The sequence below is a fragment of the Pseudomonas sp. NFX1 genome, assembly GCF_051123555.1.
Lineage (GTDB): Bacteria > Pseudomonadota > Gammaproteobacteria > Pseudomonadales > Pseudomonadaceae > Aquipseudomonas > Aquipseudomonas capeferrum.
Window position 1 is genome coordinate 2614470 of record NZ_CP169366.1, and the last position, 19626, is coordinate 2634095.

A 19626-nucleotide genomic window follows, 5' to 3' on the forward strand; every position below is an offset into this window, starting at 1 on the left:
GGGCCGTGTTGCGGCCCCAATTGCCTTAATCAACGGCTTTACCTACGCTAGTGGCCTTTTCCTCGCAATGAGACAGGGCCATGTCAGAACACGAAACCGTAGGTGAAGGCCGTTTCAACAGCACCGAGATCCGCATTCTCGGCTCGCTGATCGAAAAGCAGGCCACCAGCCCGGAAAGCTACCCACTGACCCTCAATGCCCTGGTTTTGGCCTGCAACCAGAAGACCAGCCGGGAACCTGTGATGAACCTCACCCAAGGCCAGGTCGGCCAAGCCCTGCGGGCGCTCGAAGGCCAAGGCATGACCCGCTTGCAGATGGGCAGCCGTGCCGACCGCTGGGAGCAGCGGGTGGACAAGGCTCTGGAATTGGTGCCGGCGCAACTGGTGCTGATGGGCCTGATGTTCTTGCGCGGCCCGCAAACCCTCAACGAGTTGCTCAGCCGCAGCAACCGCCTGCATGAATTCGATGACACCGAGCAGATCCAGCACCAGCTGGAACGCCTGATTTCTCGTGACCTTGCCCTGCACCTGCCGCGCCAGGCAGGCCAGCGCGAAGACCGCTACACCCATGCATTGGGCGACCCGGCAGAAATCGAAGCGATCATGGCCGCACGCCAACAGGAAGGCGGTGCCCGCAGCAGCGGTGGCAGTGTTTCGGAAGAGCGAATGGAGGCCCTGGAGGCCCGGATAGCTGCGCTGGAGGCGCGCCTGGCCGAACTCGAAGGCTGAGCCATTAGTGCTCGGGGTCGGGGAAATTGCGACAGCTCTTGCGCTCGGCCAGCTCCCGCTCACTGGGGCGCTGGTCGACGAACACGGTGCGGCCGTCGGCGTAGATTTCCAGGTAGCCCCAGTGCAGGTCCTGCTCTTTCTGCCCGGGCTTGGGTGGCACTAGCCACCAGGGTTCGCGGCTGATCAGGGTCATGGTGAGGTTCCTGAGGGTGTCTGGGGTAATGATAGACACCCTCAGGCTGCTGCTGACTTACGCCGGGGCCGAAGCCCGAATCAGGTGGTCGAAGGCCGCCAGCGAAGCCTTGGCGCCCTCACCCACCGCAATGACGATCTGCTTGTACGGCACGGTGGTCACATCACCTGCGGCAAACACGCCGGGGATGTTGGTCGCGCCCTTGGCATCGACAATGATCTCGCCGCGCGGCGACAGCTCGACGGTGCCCTTGAGCCAGTCGGTATTGGGCAACAGGCCGATCTGCACGAAGATGCCTTCCAGCGCCAGGTCATGCAGCTCATCGCTGGCGCGATCCTTGTAGCGCAGCCCCGTCACCTTCTCACCATCGCCGACCACTTCGGTGGTCAATGCGCGGGTGATCACCTTGACGTTCGGCAGGCTGTGCAGCTTGCGTTGCAACACGGCGTCGGCACGCAACTGGCTGTCGAACTCGATCAGGGTCACCTGGGCGACGATGCCCGCCAAATCGATGGCCGCTTCCACGCCCGAGTTGCCGCCGCCGATCACCGCCACACGCTTGCCCTTGAACAGCGGGCCATCACAGTGCGGGCAGTAAGCCACGCCGCGGGCACGGTATTGCTGCTCGCCCGGCACGTTCATTTCGCGCCAGCGTGCACCGGTGGCCAGGATCACGGTCTTGGCCTTGAGCGACGCACCGCCCGCCAGCCGCACTTCGTGCAGGCCACCATCGATGGCCGGGATCAGCGCTTCGCCGCGCTGCAGGTTCATGATATCGACGTCGTACTGCTTGACGTGTTCTTCCAGCGCAGTGGCCAGTTTCGGCCCTTCGGTTTCCTGCACCGAGATAAAGTTCTCGATGGCCAGGGTGTCGACCACCTGGCCGCCAAAACGCTCGGCGGCAACACCGGTACGGATACCTTTACGCGCGGCATAGATCGCGGCCGCAGCGCCGGCCGGGCCACCGCCGACGATCAATACATCGAAAGCGTCCTTGGCGTTGATCTTTTCGGCCTGGCGGCTGCCGGCACTGGTGTCGATTTTGCCCAGAATCTCTTCCAGGCCCATGCGGCCCTGGCCGAACACTTCACCGTTCAGGTAGATGCTCGGCACTGCCATGACTTTGTGCGATTCGACTTCGTCCTGGAACAGCGCGCCGTCGATGGCCACGTGGCGCACGTTGGGGTTGAGCACCGCCATCAGGTTCAGCGCCTGGACCACGTCCGGGCAGTTCTGGCACGACAGCGAGAAGTAGGTTTCGAAGGTGAATTCGCCTTGCAGCCCTTGGATCTGCTCGATCACTTCGGCGCTGGCCTTGGACGGGTGGCCACCGACTTGCAGCAGCGCCAGCACCAGGGAGGTGAATTCGTGGCCCATGGGGATGCCGGCGAAACGCAGGCTGATGTCAGCCCCAGGGCGATTGAGCGAGAACGATGGACGACGAGCGTCGGTCCCGTCCGCGCGCAGGGTAATCAGGTTCGACAGGCCGGCGATTTCCACCAGCAGGTCGTGCAATTCGCGGGATTTCGCGCCGTCGTCGAGGGAAGCAACGATCTCGATCGGCTGGGTGACCCGCTCCAGGTAGGTTTTCAGTTGCGATTTAAGCGTGGCGTCCAACATACGGGCGATTCCTTTTTCAATCTTCGGATACAAAAACGCCCAGGCAACAGCGCCCGGGCGTTTGGCGGGGCGGTAAGTACTTCAGCTTTGGCGGCTGCTTACCGCCCTCGACTGGCGCATGACGTAATTCGTTCGAGAAGTGCCGAGCGGCGATGAGTTTCAACGCAGCATGATCGTCGCGCAGGCACTTATCGGACGACGATTAGATCTTGCCGACCAGGTCCAGGGATGGCGCCAGGGTGGCTTCGCCTTCTTTCCACTTGGCCGGGCAGACTTCGCCTGGGTGGGCAGCGACGTACTGGGCAGCCTTGACCTTGCGCAGCAGTTCGCTGGCATCACGGCCTACACCACCGTCGTTGATTTCGACGATCTTGATCTGGCCTTCCGGGTTGATCACGAAGGTACCGCGATCGGCCAGGCCGGCTTCTTCGATCAGCACGTCGAAGTTGCGCGAGATGACGTGGGTCGGGTCACCGATCAGCGGGTACTTGATCTTGCCGATGGTTTCCGAGGTGTCGTGCCAGGCTTTGTGGGTGAAGTGGGTGTCGGTGGACACGCCGTAGATTTCCACGCCGAGTTTCTGGAACTCTGCGTAGTTGTCAGCAAGGTCACCCAGCTCGGTCGGGCAAACGAAGGTGAAGTCGGCCGGGTAGAAGAACACGACAGACCACTTGCCTTTCAGGTCGGCTTCGCTTACCTGAACGAATTCGCCGTTGTGGAAGGCGGTGGCGTTGAACGGTTTGACCTGGCTGTTGATGATAGGCATGAGAGACGCTCCTTCATGGGGTTGAAATCAGTTGACGGAGAGAATCCTAACCGCTGGTCGCCAGAAAGGCTCATTGGCAAACCTGATGCTGGCGATTGGTTTTGGCTATAACCAGGGTTTATTAATAGAAGAGATAGCGCTGAGCGGCGGTTGCTTTGTGTAGGAGCGGCCTTGCGTCGCGACGGGGCTGCGAAGCGGCCCCAGGATTTCGGCGTCGAAACACAGATCCTGGGGCCGCTGCGCAGCCCTTTCGCGACGCAAGGCCGCTCCTACAAAGGCCAGAGGTGCTTTTAGCGGGTGACGGTGCGCATCGTGACGAATTCTTCGGCTGCGGTCGGGTGAACGCCGATGGTCTCGTCGAACTGCTGCTTGGTCGCGCCCGCCTTCAGCGCAATGCCCAGGCCCTGCACGATCTCGCCGGCATCCGGCCCGACCATGTGGCAGCCCAGCACCTTGTCGGTCTGGGCATCGACCACCAGCTTCATCAGGGTCTTTTCCTGGATGTCGGTCAAGGTCAGCTTCATGGCCCGGAAACGGCTCTCGAAGATCTGCACCTTATGGCCGGCCTCCAGCGCCTGTTCCTCGGTGAGGCCAACGGTGCCGATCGGCGGCTGGCTGAACACCGCAGTGGGGATGTTCTGGTAGTCCACCGGGCGGTACTGTTCGGGCTTGAACAAACGCCGCGCAACGGCCATGCCTTCGGCCAGCGCCACTGGGGTGAGCTGCACGCGACCGATCACATCGCCAATGGCCAGAATCGACGGCGCTGTGGTCTGGTACTGCTCGTCGACGCGAATGTAGCCCCGTGCATCCAGCTCGACGCCCGTGTTCTCCAGGCCCAAATTGTCGAGCATCGGCCGCCGCCCGGTGGCGTAGAACACGCAGTCGGCAACCAGCTCGCGGCCATCCTTGAGGGTGGCCTTGAGGCTGCCGTCGTCCAACTGGTCGATGCGCTGGATATCGGCGTTGAACTGCAGATCGAGGCCGCGTTTTTCAAGCTCTTCCTTCAAGTGCGTGCGCACCGAACCGTCAAACCCGCGCAGGAACAGATCGCCCCGGTACAGCAAGCTGGTATCGGCACCCAGGCCCTGGAAGATGCCAGCGAACTCGACGGCAATGTAGCCACCGCCCACCACCAGCACGCGGCGCGGCAACGCCTTGAGGTAGAACGCTTCGTTGGAGGTGATGGCCAGTTCCTTGCCAGGGATGTCCGGCACCTGCGGCCAGCCGCCGGTGGCGATGAGGATGTGCTCGGCGGTATAGCGCTGGCCGTCGACTTCCACCTCGTTGGCGCCGGTCAGGCGTGCATGGCCCTGCAACAGGGTCACCCCGCTGTTGACCAGCAGGTTGCGGTAGATACCGTTGAGGCGCTCGATCTCCCGGTTTTTGTTGGCAATCAGGGTGCCCCAGTCGAAATGCCCTTCTTCCAGGGTCCAGCCGAAGCCTGCAGCCTGTTCCAGCTCGTCGGCGACATGCGCGCCATACACCAGCAGTTTTTTCGGCACGCAGCCGACGTTGACGCAGGTACCGCCCAGGTAGCGGCTTTCGGCTACCGCCACCTTCGCGCCGAAGCCCGCGGCAAAACGCGCTGCGCGCACACCGCCGGACCCGGCACCAATCACGAACAGATCAAAATCGTAGGCCATTTATTCAGTCTCCTAGGCTGGCGCCCAGCATACCGCCGTTGGCCGCCGCAAACAAAAAAGCCACCCCGAGGGGTGGCTTGCAGACCAGCGGGGCTTATCAGTAAGCCTTGCCAGTCTTGTAGTAGTTCTCGAAGCAGAAGTTGGTCGCGTCGATGTAGCCTTCGGCGCCACCGCAGTCGAAACGCTTGCCCTTGAACTTGTAGGCAATCACGCAGCCATCTTTGGCCTGCTGCAGCAGGGCGTCAGTGATCTGGATTTCGCCGCCTTTGCCAGGCTCGGTATTGGCGATGATATCGAAGATGTCCGGGGTCAGGATGTAGCGGCCGATGATCGCCAGGTTCGAAGGCGCGTCTTCCGGTGCAGGCTTTTCGACCATGTTGGTGACACGGTAGATGTCGTCGCGGATCATCTCACCGGCGATCACACCGTACTTGTTGGTTTCCTGCGGGTCGACTTCCTGGATGGCGACGATCGAGCAGCGGTACTGCTTGAACAGTTTGACCATCTGGGTCAGTACACCGTCACCTTCCGGGTTGACGCACAGGTCGTCAGCCAGCACCACCGCGAACGGTTCGTCACCGATCAGTGGGCGGCCGGTGAGGATCGCGTGGCCCAGGCCCTTCATTTCGGTCTGACGGGTGTAGGAGAAGGAGCACTCGTTGAGCAGACGACGGATACCGACCAGGTACTTTTCCTTGTCGGTGCCCTTGATCTGGTTTTCCAGCTCGTAGCTGATGTCGAAGTGGTCTTCCAGGGCACGCTTGCCACGGCCGGTCACAATGGAGATCTCGTTCAGGCCGGCATCCAGCGCTTCTTCAACGCCATACTGGATCAGTGGCTTGTTGACCACCGGCAGCATTTCCTTGGGCATGGCTTTGGTAGCGGGCAGGAAGCGGGTGCCGTAACCGGCGGCCGGGAACAAGCATTTCTTGATCATATACGTCCTTAAACAAAGGCTAGGCCTGTGGAATTCGGCGCAGTCTAATCAGGCGGCAGTCACCTTACAATGCCCCGCCTGAGGCCGACCGATGCCATGATAGAGATAACCCAGTGTAGATAGTTCCTGGGGATCGTAAATATTGCGCCCATCAAATAGCACTGGCATACGCATAAGCCCCCGCACACGCACGAAATCCGGCTGCCGAAACTGCTTCCATTCGGTCACCAGCACCAGGGCGTCTGCGCCCTCGACACAGGCGTAAGGGTCTTCGCTCAGGCGCAACTGACCATTGGTCACGGCCTGCGGATAACGCCCCTGCATGCCACCAAGTGCCACCGGGTCGCAGGCCTGTACCCGGGCCCCCGCCGCAAGCAACGCATCGATCAGCACCAGGCTGGGCGCCTCGCGAAGGTCGTCAGTGCCGGGTTTGAAGGCCAGCCCCCAGAGCGCGACGCTGCGCCCACGCATGAAGCCGCCAAAGTGCTGGTGCAACGCCTTGAACAGCAAGGTCTTCTGTTCGTCGTTGCGTGCCTGCACCGCCTGCAGAATCGCGGCCTGGTAGCCCTGCTGCTCGGCAGTGCGAAGCAGGGCCCGGACATCCTTGGGGAAGCACGAACCGCCGTAGCCACACCCGGCATAGATAAAATGGCTGCCGATGCGCCGATCACTGCCGATGCCCCGGCGCACCTGCTCGATGTCCACATCCAGCTGTACGCAAAGCCCGGCCAGCTCATTGATGAAGGAGATCTTGGTGGCCAGAAAGGCGTTGGCGGCGTATTTGCTGAACTCGGCGGCGCGGGGCGCCATCAACAGGATGCGTTCGCGGTTACGCACAAAGGGTGCATACAGCCGCTGCAGGCACTGGCCGGCCGCCGCACTGTCGCTGCCGATGATGATGCGGTCGGGGCGCATGAAGTCATCGATGGCGCTGCCCTCCTTGAGAAACTCGGGGTTGCTCGCCACCTCGACAGCAAAGCCTGCGCCACGCGCGCGCAAACCGACTGCAATGTGCCGGGCCACCCGCTCTGCAGTACCCACCGGTACTGTCGACTTGTTCACCACCAGGCTTGGGCGTGTCAGGTGGCGCCCCAGGCTGTCGGCAACGCCCAGCACATGCTGCAGGTCGGCCGAGCCGTCCTCCTGGCTGGGCGTGCCCACGGCGATAAACACCACCTCGGCACTGGCCAGCGCCTGCTGCCAGTCATCGCTGAACAGCAGGCGGCCCGCCTGCATGCCGCTGTGCAAGAGCGCCGGCAGGCCTGGCTCGTGGATCGGGCTCTGACCCTGGCGCAACTGCATCAAGCGCTGCGGATCACGCTCCAGGCAGGTCACCCGGTTGCCCATTTCGGCAAAACAGGCCGCCGTTACCAAGCCGACATACCCCGCCCCGATCACACAGAGTTCCATGGCCGCGCTCCTTGAGGATGATGGCGGTCATTCCAACCCGAAGGTGGTTGCAGGGCGGTGACGGGCAGATGACAAAAGAACGCGGCCGGCGCAGCAAACCCGTCAGCTACCCGTTCCCTGCCCGATCAACACCCCCTCGACTTGCTGGCCATACAGGTTCACCCCGTCATTGGCATGAAACTTCAGCCGCGTCTTCTCCACAGACCCCTCCACCAAGCGCGGGTCCTGCGGCCGTTCGTGGCGGTTGATCCACGCCGCCACATCCCAGGCCTGTTGATCGCTCAAGCTGCCCGGTTTACCCAGTGGCATGTTGTACTTGATGAAGGACGCTGCCGTGTTGATCCGGTGCATACCGGCCCCCCAGTTGTAGGAGTCCTTGCCCCACAGCGGCGGCATCACATACTCACCGGCCACCTTCTGCCCTTCGCCGTTGTCACGATGGCATATCGCACATTGCTCACGGTAAACCTGCTGTCCGCGCTTGAAGTCGTAGCCACCCTGGGGTTGCGCCACGTCCGGGTAGCCGCGACCCGCGATCTCGACGCCTGTGGGTGCCTTGGTCGACAACCAGTAGGCATACACCGACAGCGCCGTCATCTGCGGGCTGTCTGCCGCCGGTGGCTTGCCGTTCATGCTGAACTGGAAACACCCCTGGATGCGCTCGGCATAGGTGTTGACCTTGTCGTTTTTCTTGCGATAGGCCGGGTACATCGGGTACGCGCCCCACATCGGCGCGGAGTGTGCCAGCCGCCCCTGGTCGAGGTGGCAGTTGCTGCAGTTCAAACCGTTACCCACGGCTTCCGGCATCTTGCGTCGGGTATCGACAAACAAGGCATGGCCCTCGCGGACCATCTTGCCAAAGGCATTGTCCGGCAACTCGCTTTCGGCGGGCGGCACGAACTGCGGCGCGGCCTGCACGCCTGGCACCTTCAACTGCGACTGGTCTTCCATGGCGATCGTGGCCGCCTGGGCACTGCCCATGGCCAACAGCAGCGCGGCGGGAATCAAGGGCTTCATGGCGTGACCTCCTGGCTGGCGGGGCGGGCGAAGAACTCGGCAATGGCCTTGACCTCGTCATCGGTCATGGCCTTGGCCACGCCGACCATCAGTTGGTTGGGGTCATTGCTGCGGCTGCCGTCGCGCCAGGCATTGAGCTGCGCCATCAGGTAAGCCGCAGGCTGGCCTGCCAAGGGCGGAAAATGCTCACCTACACCACTGCCACCAGGGCCGTGGCATTGCACACAACCGGGTATCTGTCGCCCCCAATCACCGTACAGGGCCATGCGCGTGGTGGGGTCATCGGCAATCTGCTGGCGGCGCAGGTCAACCGCAGGCTCGGCCGGGAGGCTGGCCAGGTAGGCGCTGACTGCTTTGATCTCATCGTCGCTCAAGGCTTTCGCGAGCGGTTCCATGACCGGCTGCTTGCGGGTGCCATCACGCCAGTCGTGCAACTGTTTGCTCAGGTAGCCGGCGGGTAACCCGGCCAAACGGGGGAACCCAGCGGCGGCAATGCCCTTGCCGTCTGGCCCATGGCAACCTAGGCAGGCCATGGCGGCGGGGTTCGCCCCGCCCTGGGTGAAGATTTTCTGGCCATCGGCGGCATGCGCCGTGGGCCAGGCCAGGATCAGCAGGCTGCCGATCACGACTCGACTCAACGGTGTCATCACGAATCTCCATTTCTTTTGTTATAAGCTTAGGCTTAAAAAACATAAGCAAATGGATACTAGCCCCGTAAGGCAAATCGCAACAACGCCAGACTCGCCAAGCGAGGGTTATTGGCTTTTTAACCGCGAATCAATTGCGCCAGATCAATGGCCAGAAATGCACTGCGTCGTCGCCGTGCGCACGTCGCCCAGGCGCAGCGGGAAGTTGTTCAACCGCTCACGCAGTTTGATGCTGCTGCCGCTGCCACGCTTGTCGATATCGACCAGCGCCGCAGGCCCGGCCCCGGACGTCAGCTTCTGCGGCACGATCAGGCGCAGGCCATCGCCTCGCGGCTCCTCGACCAACGGATCACGGGTATCGGCCAGCTTCTGCTTGATGCAATCTGCGTATTCACGCGGCGTCTTGCCAGAGATCACATCCATTGTTTCGCGCGATTGTTCAAGCTCCGAAACGCTGACACAGCCACCCAGCGTCAGGGACAACGCCGCTACCATCCATTTCATTTGCAGCACCTCTGCCTTTCAAGAATCCCGTTCGACCACCGCCGGGCTATTTTGCTCCCTGCTTTGGCAGATTTATCTACGCCTGGCCAACAGGCGCGGCAGTGTAACGCTACATCGTGGTATCTTTCGCCTTTGCAGATCCAAACCTTGCGGAGCATCACATGAAATTCGTACACCAGCGCGAGCACCTGAACGAAGACGATATCGTCGTCATCGAGTGCTCCCAGCGCTGCAACATCCGCCTGATGAACGACGCCAACTTCCGCAGTTTCAAAAATGGCGGTCGGCACACCTACCATGGGGGTGCCTTTGACCAGTTCCCGGCAAAGATCACCGTGCCAAGTACCGGTTTCTGGAACATCACCCTCGATACCGTGACCACTCGCCCGATCTCGGTAACGCGCAAACCGACCTTGACCCACAAGATCAAGATCATCCGTCGCTCGTCGTCGAAACTCAGATAAGACCGCCATGACCCAGCCCATCAAGTACGTCATCAAATACAAACTCGACGGCGAGCGCCGCTTCGAATTCGCGTTCATGCCCGAGGCTTCCGTGGAGCAGGCCCTGCAAGCGCTGCAAAAGATCCACGGCGACGATGCCGTGAAGATCAGCGACATCCAGGTCAGCAAGGCCCTGTAAACGCCCTACGTGCACTGCCGTACCGATCACGCTGCCCGCAAGGAGAATCGCATGAGCCAGTGGCCCGACCGTCGCATCCTCGATCTGCTGGGCATCGAGCTGCCCATTCTCCAGGCGCCGATGGCCGGTGCGACCGGCTCGGCCATGGCCATTGCCGTGTGCGCTGCGGGCGGCCTCGGTGCGCTGCCCTGCGCCATGCTCACCGCCGCGCAGATCGCTGAAGAGATCGCGGCATTTCGCGCCGCCTGCCCTGGGCGCTCGCTGAACCTGAACTTCTTCTGCCACCAGCCACCGCTGCCCGATGCCGAGCGCGATGCGCGCTGGAAGCAGGCCCTGAAGCCTTACTACAGCGAAGTGGGTGCCGACTTCCAGGCCCCCACCCCGGTCTCCAACCGTGCGCCTTTCGATGAGCAAAGCTGCCAACTGGTCGAGCGACTGCGCCCTGAAGTGGTGAGTTTCCATTTCGGCCTGCCCGCGCCGCAGTTGCTGCAGAGGGTCAAGGCAACCGGCGCCAAGGTGCTGTCCAGCGCCACCACGGTGGCAGAAGCGGTGTGGCTGGAGCGCCACGGCTGCGACTCGATCATCGCCATGGGCTATGAAGCCGGCGGCCATCGCGGCATGTTCCTCAGCGAAGACATCACCAGCCAGATTGGCACGTTCGCCCTGGTGCCGCAGATTGCCGATGCGGTCAAGGTGCCGGTGATTGCAGCCGGCGGCATCGGCGACCACCGCGGCCTGGTCGCGGCCCTGGCCCTCGGCGCGTCGGCCGTGCAGATCGGCACGGCCTACCTGTTCTGCCCTGAGGCCAAGGTTTCTGCCGCTCACCGCCACGCTCTGGACACCGCGCCGGCCAGCGAAACCGCACTGACCAACCTGTTCACCGGCCGCCCGGCGCGGGGCATCATCAACCGCGTCATGCGCGAGCTGGGGCCGATGAGCGAGCTGGCACCGCGCTTTCCGCTGGCGGGTGGTGCGCTGATGCCACTGCGCGCAATCACCGACCCTCAGGGCAACAGCGACTTCAGCAACCTCTGGTCGGGCCAGGCCCTGCGCCTGGGACGGCACCTGCCGGCAGGTGAGCTGACCCGGGATATCGCCGACAAGGCCCTGCAACAGGTCGGGCGCTGAACACGGTAGGCGAACGCCTGCAACACAGTTACCTCTAGGCCTCTTCCCGGCCAATGGCCTATCGCTATATAGTTCACGCTATAACGATAACCCCAAGGAGCTGTCTTCATGCGTATCCGCCCACTGCACCTGGCCGCCACTGCACTGGCCAGCCTGATCTGCCTCAACACTGCCTGGGCCGACGAGGTCCAGGTCGCGGTCGCAGCTAACTTCACAGCACCGATCCAGGCCATCGCCAAGGACTTCGAGAAAGACACCGGCCACAAGCTGGTCGCAGCCTACGGTGCCACCGGGCAGTTCTACGCACAGATCAAGAACGGTGCGCCGTTCGAAGTGTTCCTCGCCGCCGATGACAGCACCCCAGCCAAGCTTGAGCAAGAAAACGAAATCGTACCCGGTTCGCGTTTCACCTACGCCATCGGCACCCTGGCCCTGTGGTCGGCGAAGGAAGGTTACGTGGACGCCAAGGGTGAAGTGCTGAAAAAGAACGCCTACAAGCACCTGTCCATCGCCAACCCTAAAGCCGCCCCCTACGGCCTGGCCGCGACGCAGGTGCTGGACAAACTGAACCTGACCGAGGCCACCAAGGGCAAGATCGTCGAAGGCCAGAACATCACCCAGGCCTTCCAGTTCGTATCCACCGGCAATGCCGAGCTGGGCTTCGTTGCCCTGTCGCAGATCTACAAGGACGGCAAGGTAACCAGCGGCTCGGCCTGGATGGTGCCGTCCGCGCTGCACGACCCCATCCGCCAGGACGCCGTGATCCTCAACAAGGGCAAAGACAATGCCGCCGCCAAGGCGCTGGTCGAGTACCTGAAGGGCCCGAAAGCCGCAGCGGTGATCAAGTCCTACGGTTATGAAATCTGATGCCACTGGACGCCAGTGACCTGGGGGCAATCTGGCTGACCATCAAACTGGCCAGCTTGACCACCCTGATTCTGCTGGTCCTCGGTACGCCCATCGCCTGGTGGCTGGCGCGCACGCGTTCGTGGTTACGCGGGCCGGTGGGCGCCGTGGTGGCGTTGCCGCTGGTGCTGCCACCGACGGTGATCGGCTTTTACCTGCTGATCGCCCTCGGCCCGCACGGTTGGCTCGGCCAGGCTACCCAGGCGCTAGGCCTGGGTAGCGTGGTGTTCAGCTTCACGGGGTTGGTGATCGGCTCGGTGATCTACTCCATGCCGTTTGTTGTGCAGCCGCTGCAAAATGCCTTTGGCGCTATCGGCCAACGGCCACTGGAAGTTGCAGCCACCCTGCGTGCCAGCCCCTGGGACACCTTCGTTCATGTGGTATTGCCGCTGGCCCGCCCCGGCTTCGTCACCGCGAGCATCCTGGGTTTCGCCCATACCGTGGGCGAGTTTGGCGTGGTGCTGATGATTGGCGGCAACATCCCCGACAAGACCCGCGTGGTCTCGGTGCAGATCTTCGATCACGTCGAGGCCATGGAATATTCGCAAGCCCACTGGCTGGCCGGTGCCATGCTGGTGTTCTCGTTCCTGGTGCTGCTATTGCTATACGCTGGGCGCCGCGGCAAGGCTGGCTGGAGCTGAAATGACTGGATCGATTGTGGCGCGCCTGGCGTTGGCGCGCGACGACTTCACCCTGGATGTCGACCTGTTGCTGCCAGGGCGCGGTATCAGCGCGCTGTTCGGCCATTCCGGCTCGGGCAAGACGTCGTGCCTGCGTTGCCTGGCGGGGCTGGAGCGGGCTGCCAGCGCGTATATCGAGGTCAACGGCGAGGTCTGGGAAGACAGCGCGCGCGGCTATTTCCAGGCGCCGCATCTGCGACCGGTGGGCTACGTATTCCAGGAAGCCAGCCTGTTCCCGCACCTCTCGGTACGCGGCAACCTGGAGTTCGGCTGGCGGCGAATTGCGCCGGGCGAGCGCAAGGTCAGCCTCGATCAGGCTTGCCAACTGTTGGGCATCGGCCACTTGCTGGCACGCCGGCCGGCCACCTTGTCCGGCGGCGAGGCCCAGCGCGTCGGCATTGCCCGTGCGCTGCTCAGCAGCCCACGGCTGTTGCTGATGGACGAGCCACTGGCGGCCCTCGACGGGCCGCGCAAGCGCGAGATTCTGCCGTACCTGGAGCGCCTGCATGACGAACTGGACATCCCGCTGGTGTATGTCAGCCACGCCCAGGACGAAGTGGCGAGGCTGGCAGACCACCTGGTGTTGCTGGAGCAAGGCCAGGCCGTGGCCAGCGGCCCGATCGGCGAAACGCTGGCGCGCCTCGACCTTTCATTGGCCCAGGGCGAGGACGCCGGGGTGGTGTTCGAAGGCCTGGTGGTCGGTCATGACCCTCATTACGATTTACTCGACCTACGCCTGCCCGGCAGTAGCGCGCCACTCTTGCGCATCGCCCACCCTGCGCATGTCATGGGCAGTACCCTGCGGGTCAAGGTTCAGGCCCGCGATGTAAGCCTGGCCCTGGCCGCAGACAGCGCCTCGAGCATCCTCAATCGGTTGCCGGTGCGGGTGCGTGAAAGCCGCCCGGCAGACAACCCGGCCCATGTCCTGGTCAGCCTGGATGCCGGCGGCAATGCCTTGCTGGCGCGTATCACTCGCTATTCGGCAGACCAGTTGGGCCTGCACCCGGGCCAGGCACTGTTTGCCCAGATCAAGTCGGTGGCATTGTTGGGCTGAGCAACCACCACGCGGCCGTTGTCCATTGATCAGTGACCTGATCGAGGCCTGCCGCCAATGCTCGACTGCCCCCTGCCCCGCACCTTGCATTACGTTGACGACAGCCAACCGGGCCTGAGCCGGCGGCGCTGGCGCGACCGCTTCATCTACTTTGACGCCGAGGGGCAACGGGTGCGCGACGCCGACACCCTCGCGCGCATCGCCGCGCTGGTGATTCCGCCGGCGTACAGCGAAGTGTGGATCTGCGCCGACCCGCAGGGTCACCTGCAAGCCACTGGCCGCGACGCCCGTGGCCGCAAGCAGTACCGCTACCATGAGCAATGGCGCGAACTGCGTGACCAGCACAAATACGGGCGCATGCTGGCCTTTGCTCAGGCACTGCCGAAACTGCGCCTGCAACTGGAAACGCACCTGGCCCGCCCGGGCCTGGACCGGGAAAAGGTCATGGCACTGGTGGTGAGCCTGCTGGACCACACCCTGATCCGCATCGGCAACCAGCGTTACCTGCGCGACAACCAGTCATACGGGCTGACCACGCTGCGCAACCGCCACGTCAAGGTGCAAGGCGGCACCATCCGCTTCCAGTTCCGCGGCAAGCGCGGGGTCGAGCACGACGTCACCTTGCATGACCGGCGCCTGGCAAACCTGCTCAAGCGTTGCATGGAGCTGCCGGGCCAGGCGCTGTTCCAGTACCTGGACGAAGACGGCCAACGCCGCAGCGTCGGCTCCAGCGAGATCAACCAGTTTTTGCAGGAACTCACTGGCGCCGACTTCACCGCCAAGGACTACCGCACCTGGGCCGGCAGCAGCCTGGCGCTGGACCTGCTCAGGCCGCTGGCATGGGAGCCGGAAAGCGAAGCGAAGCGCCAGGTCGCGGCCATCGTCAAACAGGTCGCCACACGCCTGGGAAATACCCCGGCCGTGTGCCGACGCTGCTACATCCACCCGGCGGTGCTGGAACACTTTGCCCTCGGGCGGCTGGCCAGTTTGCCGCGCAAGCGTAACCGCAAGGGCCTGGACCCGGAGGAAGTCGCGTTGCTGTTATTTCTTCAGGCACTAGAGGAACAGTACGATCATTGACACTGTCTATTTAGGCCATGATGCAGAGAAATTTCCCATACGGGCTGAACCCCCCTATTCTTGCCACCGAGCACCTTCGCCGACAATCCGCTTGCGGTAACTATCGGCGCCTGCAACTGAAGACACGCAACAGAATTTGTCTGTCGGGGAATTCCTATCCGCCGAAAGCGTCTTTAATGAGAAGGAAGAGGGACTGGCTCCCACCGCCGCGGCAAATAGCCCGACGGATTTCAACATTACCAAGGAGAACTACATGCTGATACTCACCCGTAAGGTTGGCGAAAGCATCGTCATCAACGATGACATCAAAGTCACCATTCTGGGCGTCAAAGGGATGCAGGTGAGGATTGGTATCGACGCACCGAAAGATGTCCAGGTGCACCGCGAAGAGATCTTCAAGCGTATCCAGGCTGGCAACCCGGCCCCGGAAAAACACGACGACTCGCACTGAGCGGCCCCGCCTCAAGCCGCACGGACGCGCTTGATCGACTGTGCCTCAGGTGCCCAGCAGTTCGCGCACCTTGGCGATCATCCTGTCCATATCGAAGGGTTTGTCGAATACCGCGGCGAACAGTTCCGGGCACCCGTGGCTGGCCTGGCTAACCTGGCCACCGCTCATCAAGATGACCGGCAGGTCGCTCAGGTGCAGCTCATCGCGCATCGAGCGCACCAGCTCTTCGCCATTGAGCAGGGGCATCATGTAGTCGGTGATCACCAGCTCGACGCGTTTTTCCTTGAGCGCTTCCAGGGCCTTGAGGCCATTGCTCGCCTTCTCCACCAGATAACCTTCATCCTCCAGGGCGAAGCCGAGGATGTCGGCGATCAGGTATTCGTCATCGACGATCAGAATGGTGTTCATCAGAGGGCCCGTCACCCGCTCCCTTGCGGCACAGGGGTCCCGGAGAGCACGCCGCTGGCGCCCTCGAAGGCCTTGCGCAAGGTGATGCCCTGGGGGCCGAGCAGCAGCTCGTGCAACGAAGGGTCATGGTGGCTGTCACGCACCTTGAGGATCGACAGCATGCGCCGCAGCTGCGACTGCTGCTCGACGAAGCGCATCAACATCAGGTTGTCGACGATGCTCGAAAGGTCCGCTGCTGGCGCAGTGATTTCCGACCCGAAGATGTCACGCATTTCCCAGGTCAACAGCACACTGACTTCACGTGCTCGCAGCTCAGCAGTCAAGGCGCGGAAAAACGCGTTGAGCCGCGCCGGGTCGATCGCCAGGCGGCTGAAGGCACCCAGGCTGTCGATCACCACACGCTTGCTGCCTTGCGCCTCGACACGTTCGAGCAAGCGCGCGCCAACCTGGTCCAGTAAACCCTCCGTGGTGGGCTGCCAGCACAACTGCAGGGCACCTTCACGCTCAAGTGCGGCAAAATCGTAGCCTAGCGACGCCGCTTTGAGGCGCAAGCGTTGGGGCGTTTCGTAGAAGCCGAAGTGCACCCCTGGCGCCTGCGCGGTACACGCGCCCAGAAATGCCAGGCCCAGGGATGTCTTGCCGATACCGGACGGCCCCATCAACAGGCTGGCCGAGCCTGCGGCCAGCCCGCCACCGCACATTTCATCCAGGCTCATGATGCCAGAAGTGACACGGCTCAGCGTGGCGTTGCCTGTCTGGCTGGGGTGACCGAGCAGCGACTCCAGCCGCGGAAACACATGCATGCCCGCTTCATCGATCAGGCATTCGTGGCGGCCCGACAAGGCTGCGCTGCCCCGCGTCTTGCGCAACTGAATGTGGCGTACGGCACGGCTGCCGACCAGTTGCTCGCCCAGCTCGATCACCCCATCGACCATCGTGTGTTCCGGGCTGCCTTCGTCCAGCCGTGCACTGGTCAACAGCAACACGGTGCAGCCGGCAAAGGCTGCGTGGCCTTGCAGTTCCGAGACGAATTTTTTCGTGTCCAGGTGCGTCTGCGCACGCACACGGGCATTGAGCACCCCGTCCACGATTAGCAGGCTGGCCTGCTGGCGGCCGATCTCCTGGCGCAGCAACTTGACCACCGCATCGAGCCCTTCCTGCTCGAGGGCGTCGAAGGCACTGACGAACTGGATCTGGTCGCCGACCAGGCTCGGGTCGAAAAAATCAAGGGTGCCCAGGTACTGGAACAGCCGCTCGTGAGATTCACTGAGCAGCGTCGCCACCAGCACCCTTCCACCCGCCTGCACGTGGTAACAGGCCAACTGATTGGCCAGGATGGTTTTACCCGCGCCAGGTGGGCCTTGAATGACGTAGGACGCCCCCGCCACCAGCCCCCCCCTGAGCAGCGCATCGAGCCCCTCGATCCCCGTCACCAGCCGCTTGAGTGCCTGTGCCATGGTTTCTACCTGTCGAGTTGGCGATCTGCTTGTGGGTCAGACGTGGGTAAATAAAGACGCATGCAGGTGCCCTTGCCGAGCACGCTGTCGACGCTGATGGCGCCATTGCTCTGCTTGGCGAAGCCATAGACCTGGCTGAGGCCCAGGCCGGTGCCCTTGCCGAATGCCTTGGTGGTGAAGAACGGCTCGAAAATGCGTGGCAGCACGTCAGGGGCGATCCCGCTTCCGCTGTCCTGCACCTCGAAGCACACGAAGCTGCCATGCAACCCCTCCAATTCACCGGCTAGCTCTACAACCTTGGCCGCCATACGGATATGGCCACTGCCCTCGATGGCATCGCGGGCATTGAACAATAGGTTCAGCAGCACCATCTGCAACTGCCCCGCATCCACTTCTATCGATGGCAGGTTCGGTGGCAGGTGATGCTCCAGATCAATGTCGCTGGGCAGCGAATGCTCCAGCAGCCCACGGGTAGCGGTGATCAACTCCAGGGGCGCAATGCGAGTGACATCGAGTTTGCGGTGGCGGGCAAAACTGAGCAGTTGCTGGGTCAGTTCGGTACCCCGTTGCCCGGCGTCGACAATGTGTTGCAGCATTCGCTGGATACGCGCCGGATCCTGAGCGTTCATGGCCAGCCGTGCCGAACTCAGGATAATGGTCAGCATGTTGTTGAAATCATGCGCCAGCCCACCGGTCAGTTGACCAAGGGCTTCGAGCTTCTGCGCCTGGAACAGCTGGGCACGCACAGCATCGAGCTGCAGCGCAGAATCGCGCCGGTCAGTGATATCCCGGGTAACCTTGGCCAGGCCGACGATCTGCCCAAGATCGTCACGGATCACGTCCAGCGCGGCCAGCGCCCAGAATTGCGAGCCGTCCTTGCGCACGCGCCAGCCCTCATCCTGCGCCACCCCCTGTTCCAGCGCTTGACGCAGCAGGCGTTCGGGGCGCCCTTCGGCACAATCCTGAGGGGTGAAGAACAACGAGAAGTGCCGACCGACCACTTCATCGGCGCGGTAGCCCTTGATCCGTTCGGCGCCAGCGTTCCAGGAAACCACGCGCCCATCCGGGTCGAGCATGTAGATGGCGTAGTCCACCACCGACTGAACCAGCTGTTCATAGCGGTGAGCGGGCATGACGGGGTGATCGAGGCAATCAGCTGAAACCATGCAAACTCCACAGGCACAGCGGGAGGGAGAAAATAGGCCTAACCAGCAGTGTCACCCTGCGTTCGCCCTGTGGCAACTGATTGTCAGCGGTCACGGTCGACCAGTACAGGGCTCACTCGCCGCGGCAGCGCCACCTTGAGCAGCCACAGGCCCACCAGCAGAATGCCGCCGCCGCCCGCCAAAGCCATCATGCGTTGGGGTTGCGGGTGCTCGGCGTCGAACCCTAGCATCAGCAAATAACCGCCGAGGCTGATGAGGCTCACATAGAGAAACGCCCCCAGCAGTGTCACCAGGGCGAACAACAGACGCCATATAAACCGCGGGCGCACCACACGACCACTAGCATCGGACGAACTGGCCCGAGTCATCGATTCACAACCATTGGATCCAAATGAGGGGGCAACACTGGCGTAATGACAGCAAGGTGTCAATCACCCATTCGAGCACCCCTTCACACCCTTGATCATAGGTGCTGCGGTTGACTCAACTATAACAATGGGTTATAAAGCGCGCTTGAATGTAAGGCACTTCTACTTAAAAGCATTGACTTAGAAGCATGCCGGTCGCTCAGACCCATTCAAGTGCGAGTGTGGTGGAATTGGTATACACAGCAGACTTAAAATCTGTCGGCGTGAGCCTTGCGGGTTCGAGTCCCGCCACTCGCACCAAATTCCTTCGAAAAGGCGCCCTTGTGGCGCCTTTTTTCGTCCTGCGGAAATTCCCGGCGCAACTGCTAGAGTGGAGTTTGTCCCCGTCCACTGGAACGCCGCCATGCGCTACTCCCTGTTCGATGGTCAACGCGACGTCATCATCCTGATTGCCCGCATACTGTTGATGATTCTGTTTGTTGTATCCGGCTGGGCCAAACTGACCGGTTTTGAAGGTACGGTCAGCTACATGACCTCACTAGGCGCACCTGCCCCAATGCTTGCCGCAGCAGTTGCGGTGGTGATGGAATTCTTTGTCGCCATCGTGCTGATTCTGGGGTTCTATACCCGCCCACTGGCCTTTCTGTTCGCACTCTTCGTGCTGGGCACCGCGCTGATCGGCCATCCATTCTGGAACATGGTCGACCCCGAACGCAGCGCCAACATGACTCAGTTCTTGAAAAACATGAGCATCATTGGCGGCTTGCTGTTGCTGGCAGTGAGCGGCCCCGGGCGTTTCTCGCTGGACCGCCGTTGAC

Annotated in this window: 23 protein-coding genes and 1 tRNA gene; 11 read left to right on the forward strand and 13 right to left on the reverse strand. The window is 62.4% G+C overall.

Translation table 11 applies throughout. The features are described 5' to 3' along the window. The first annotated feature begins 80 nt into the window (after positions 1–80). Positions 81–728 carry a YceH family protein gene (locus DJ563_RS11690; RefSeq protein ID WP_033696859.1) on the forward strand — a complete coding sequence of 216 codons (648 nt, stop codon included), beginning with the start codon at positions 81–83 and terminating at the stop codon, positions 726–728. A gap of 4 nt (positions 729–732) precedes the next feature. On the opposite strand, the gene DJ563_RS11695 is transcribed toward DJ563_RS11690, so the two are convergent. From DJ563_RS11695 to DJ563_RS11735, 9 genes are all read right to left on the reverse strand, one after another. Next, positions 733–921: a hypothetical protein gene (locus DJ563_RS11695; RefSeq protein ID WP_186659889.1), complete on the reverse strand. Its 189-nt coding sequence runs from the start codon at positions 919–921 to the stop codon at positions 733–735. Positions 922–978: 57 nt separating this feature from the next. After that, positions 979–2541 carry an alkyl hydroperoxide reductase subunit F gene (gene ahpF / locus DJ563_RS11700; RefSeq protein ID WP_434519572.1) on the reverse strand — a complete coding sequence of 521 codons (1563 nt, stop codon included), beginning with the start codon at positions 2539–2541 and terminating at the stop codon, positions 979–981. A 202-nt stretch (positions 2542–2743) separates the two neighbouring features. Next, on the reverse strand, positions 2744–3307 hold the full coding sequence (gene ahpC, locus DJ563_RS11705; protein ID WP_033696855.1) for an alkyl hydroperoxide reductase subunit C: 564 nt from the start codon (positions 3305–3307) through the stop codon (positions 2744–2746). 290 nt (positions 3308–3597) lie between these two features. Next, positions 3598–4953, reverse strand: coding sequence for a glutathione-disulfide reductase (gorA, locus tag DJ563_RS11710; protein ID WP_274099481.1), 1356 nt, complete (start codon positions 4951–4953; stop codon positions 3598–3600). Positions 4954–5050: 97 nt separating this feature from the next. Continuing rightward, positions 5051–5890, reverse strand: coding sequence for a UTP--glucose-1-phosphate uridylyltransferase GalU (gene galU, locus DJ563_RS11715; protein WP_033696852.1), 840 nt, complete (start codon positions 5888–5890; stop codon positions 5051–5053). A gap of 48 nt (positions 5891–5938) precedes the next feature. Continuing rightward, positions 5939–7300, reverse strand: a complete 1362-nt coding sequence (locus tag DJ563_RS11720) for a UDP-glucose dehydrogenase family protein (protein WP_274099482.1) — start codon at positions 7298–7300, stop codon at positions 5939–5941. 102 nt (positions 7301–7402) lie between these two features. Beyond that, positions 7403–8317, reverse strand: coding sequence for a c-type cytochrome (locus DJ563_RS11725; RefSeq protein ID WP_434519573.1), 915 nt, complete (start codon positions 8315–8317; stop codon positions 7403–7405). After that, positions 8314–8964 (reverse strand): c-type cytochrome, encoded by a 651-nt coding sequence (locus DJ563_RS11730; RefSeq protein ID WP_274099484.1) that lies wholly within the window; start codon positions 8962–8964, stop codon positions 8314–8316. Before DJ563_RS11730 ends, DJ563_RS11725 begins: the two co-directional genes overlap by 4 nt. A 144-nt stretch (positions 8965–9108) precedes the next feature. After that, positions 9109–9468 carry a hypothetical protein gene (locus DJ563_RS11735; protein WP_033696847.1) on the reverse strand — a complete coding sequence of 120 codons (360 nt, stop codon included), beginning with the start codon at positions 9466–9468 and terminating at the stop codon, positions 9109–9111. A 161-nt stretch (positions 9469–9629) separates the two neighbouring features. Between DJ563_RS11735 and DJ563_RS11740 the strand changes: the two genes are divergently transcribed. From DJ563_RS11740 to csrA, 8 genes are all read left to right on the forward strand, one after another. Further along, a complete protein-coding gene (locus DJ563_RS11740; protein ID WP_033696846.1) occupies positions 9630–9932 on the forward strand; it encodes a DUF1883 domain-containing protein in 303 nt (100 codons plus the stop codon). Positions 9933–9939: 7 nt separating this feature from the next. Beyond that, on the forward strand, positions 9940–10110 hold the full coding sequence (locus DJ563_RS11745) for a hypothetical protein (RefSeq protein ID WP_274099485.1): 171 nt from the start codon (positions 9940–9942) through the stop codon (positions 10108–10110). Between the two features lie 51 nt (positions 10111–10161). Next, positions 10162–11238: an NAD(P)H-dependent flavin oxidoreductase gene (locus tag DJ563_RS11750; protein ID WP_434519574.1), complete on the forward strand. Its 1077-nt coding sequence runs from the start codon at positions 10162–10164 to the stop codon at positions 11236–11238. A gap of 108 nt (positions 11239–11346) precedes the next feature. Next, the gene (modA, locus tag DJ563_RS11755) at positions 11347–12105 is read left to right on the forward strand and encodes a molybdate ABC transporter substrate-binding protein (RefSeq protein WP_434519575.1); all 759 of its coding nucleotides are present in this window, start codon (positions 11347–11349) and stop codon (positions 12103–12105) included. Beyond that, positions 12105–12785 (forward strand): molybdate ABC transporter permease subunit, encoded by a 681-nt coding sequence (gene modB / locus DJ563_RS11760; RefSeq protein ID WP_274099488.1) that lies wholly within the window; start codon positions 12105–12107, stop codon positions 12783–12785. Before modA ends, modB begins: the two co-directional genes overlap by 1 nt. A gap of 1 nt (position 12786) precedes the next feature. Next, complete coding sequence (gene modC / locus DJ563_RS11765) at positions 12787–13878, forward strand: molybdenum ABC transporter ATP-binding protein (RefSeq protein WP_434519576.1); 1092 nt, start codon at positions 12787–12789, stop codon at positions 13876–13878. Between the two features lie 57 nt (positions 13879–13935). After that, entirely contained in the window at positions 13936–14958 is a 1023-nt protein-coding gene (locus DJ563_RS11770) for a DNA topoisomerase IB (RefSeq protein WP_033696839.1), read from the forward strand. Positions 14959–15211: 253 nt separating this feature from the next. Then, positions 15212–15409, forward strand: coding sequence for a carbon storage regulator CsrA (gene csrA / locus DJ563_RS11775; RefSeq protein ID WP_023381281.1), 198 nt, complete (start codon positions 15212–15214; stop codon positions 15407–15409). A 45-nt stretch (positions 15410–15454) separates the two neighbouring features. Here csrA and DJ563_RS11780 read toward each other — a convergent pair whose 3' ends face one another. The 4 genes from DJ563_RS11780 to DJ563_RS11795 all read right to left on the reverse strand — a co-directional run bounded on the left by DJ563_RS11780 (position 15455) and on the right by DJ563_RS11795 (position 18808). Continuing rightward, positions 15455–15817, reverse strand: coding sequence for a response regulator (locus DJ563_RS11780; RefSeq protein ID WP_186660081.1), 363 nt, complete (start codon positions 15815–15817; stop codon positions 15455–15457). An 11-nt stretch (positions 15818–15828) separates the two neighbouring features. After that, complete coding sequence (locus tag DJ563_RS11785; protein WP_434519577.1) at positions 15829–17274, reverse strand: ATPase domain-containing protein; 1446 nt, start codon at positions 17272–17274, stop codon at positions 15829–15831. A gap of 5 nt (positions 17275–17279) precedes the next feature. Beyond that, positions 17280–18440 (reverse strand): two-component system sensor histidine kinase NtrB, encoded by a 1161-nt coding sequence (locus tag DJ563_RS11790; RefSeq protein ID WP_434519578.1) that lies wholly within the window; start codon positions 18438–18440, stop codon positions 17280–17282. 83 nt (positions 18441–18523) lie between these two features. Then, the gene (locus DJ563_RS11795) at positions 18524–18808 is read right to left on the reverse strand and encodes a hypothetical protein (RefSeq protein ID WP_186663839.1); all 285 of its coding nucleotides are present in this window, start codon (positions 18806–18808) and stop codon (positions 18524–18526) included. 215 nt (positions 18809–19023) lie between these two features. On the opposite strand from DJ563_RS11795, the gene DJ563_RS11800 reads away from it, so the two are divergent. Together DJ563_RS11800 and DJ563_RS11805 are read left to right on the forward strand one after the other, a co-directional pair. Continuing rightward, positions 19024–19108 (forward strand) — tRNA-Leu (locus tag DJ563_RS11800). 103 nt (positions 19109–19211) lie between these two features. Continuing rightward, positions 19212–19625 (forward strand): DoxX family protein, encoded by a 414-nt coding sequence (locus DJ563_RS11805; protein ID WP_434519579.1) that lies wholly within the window; start codon positions 19212–19214, stop codon positions 19623–19625. Position 19626: the final 1 nt, after the last annotated feature.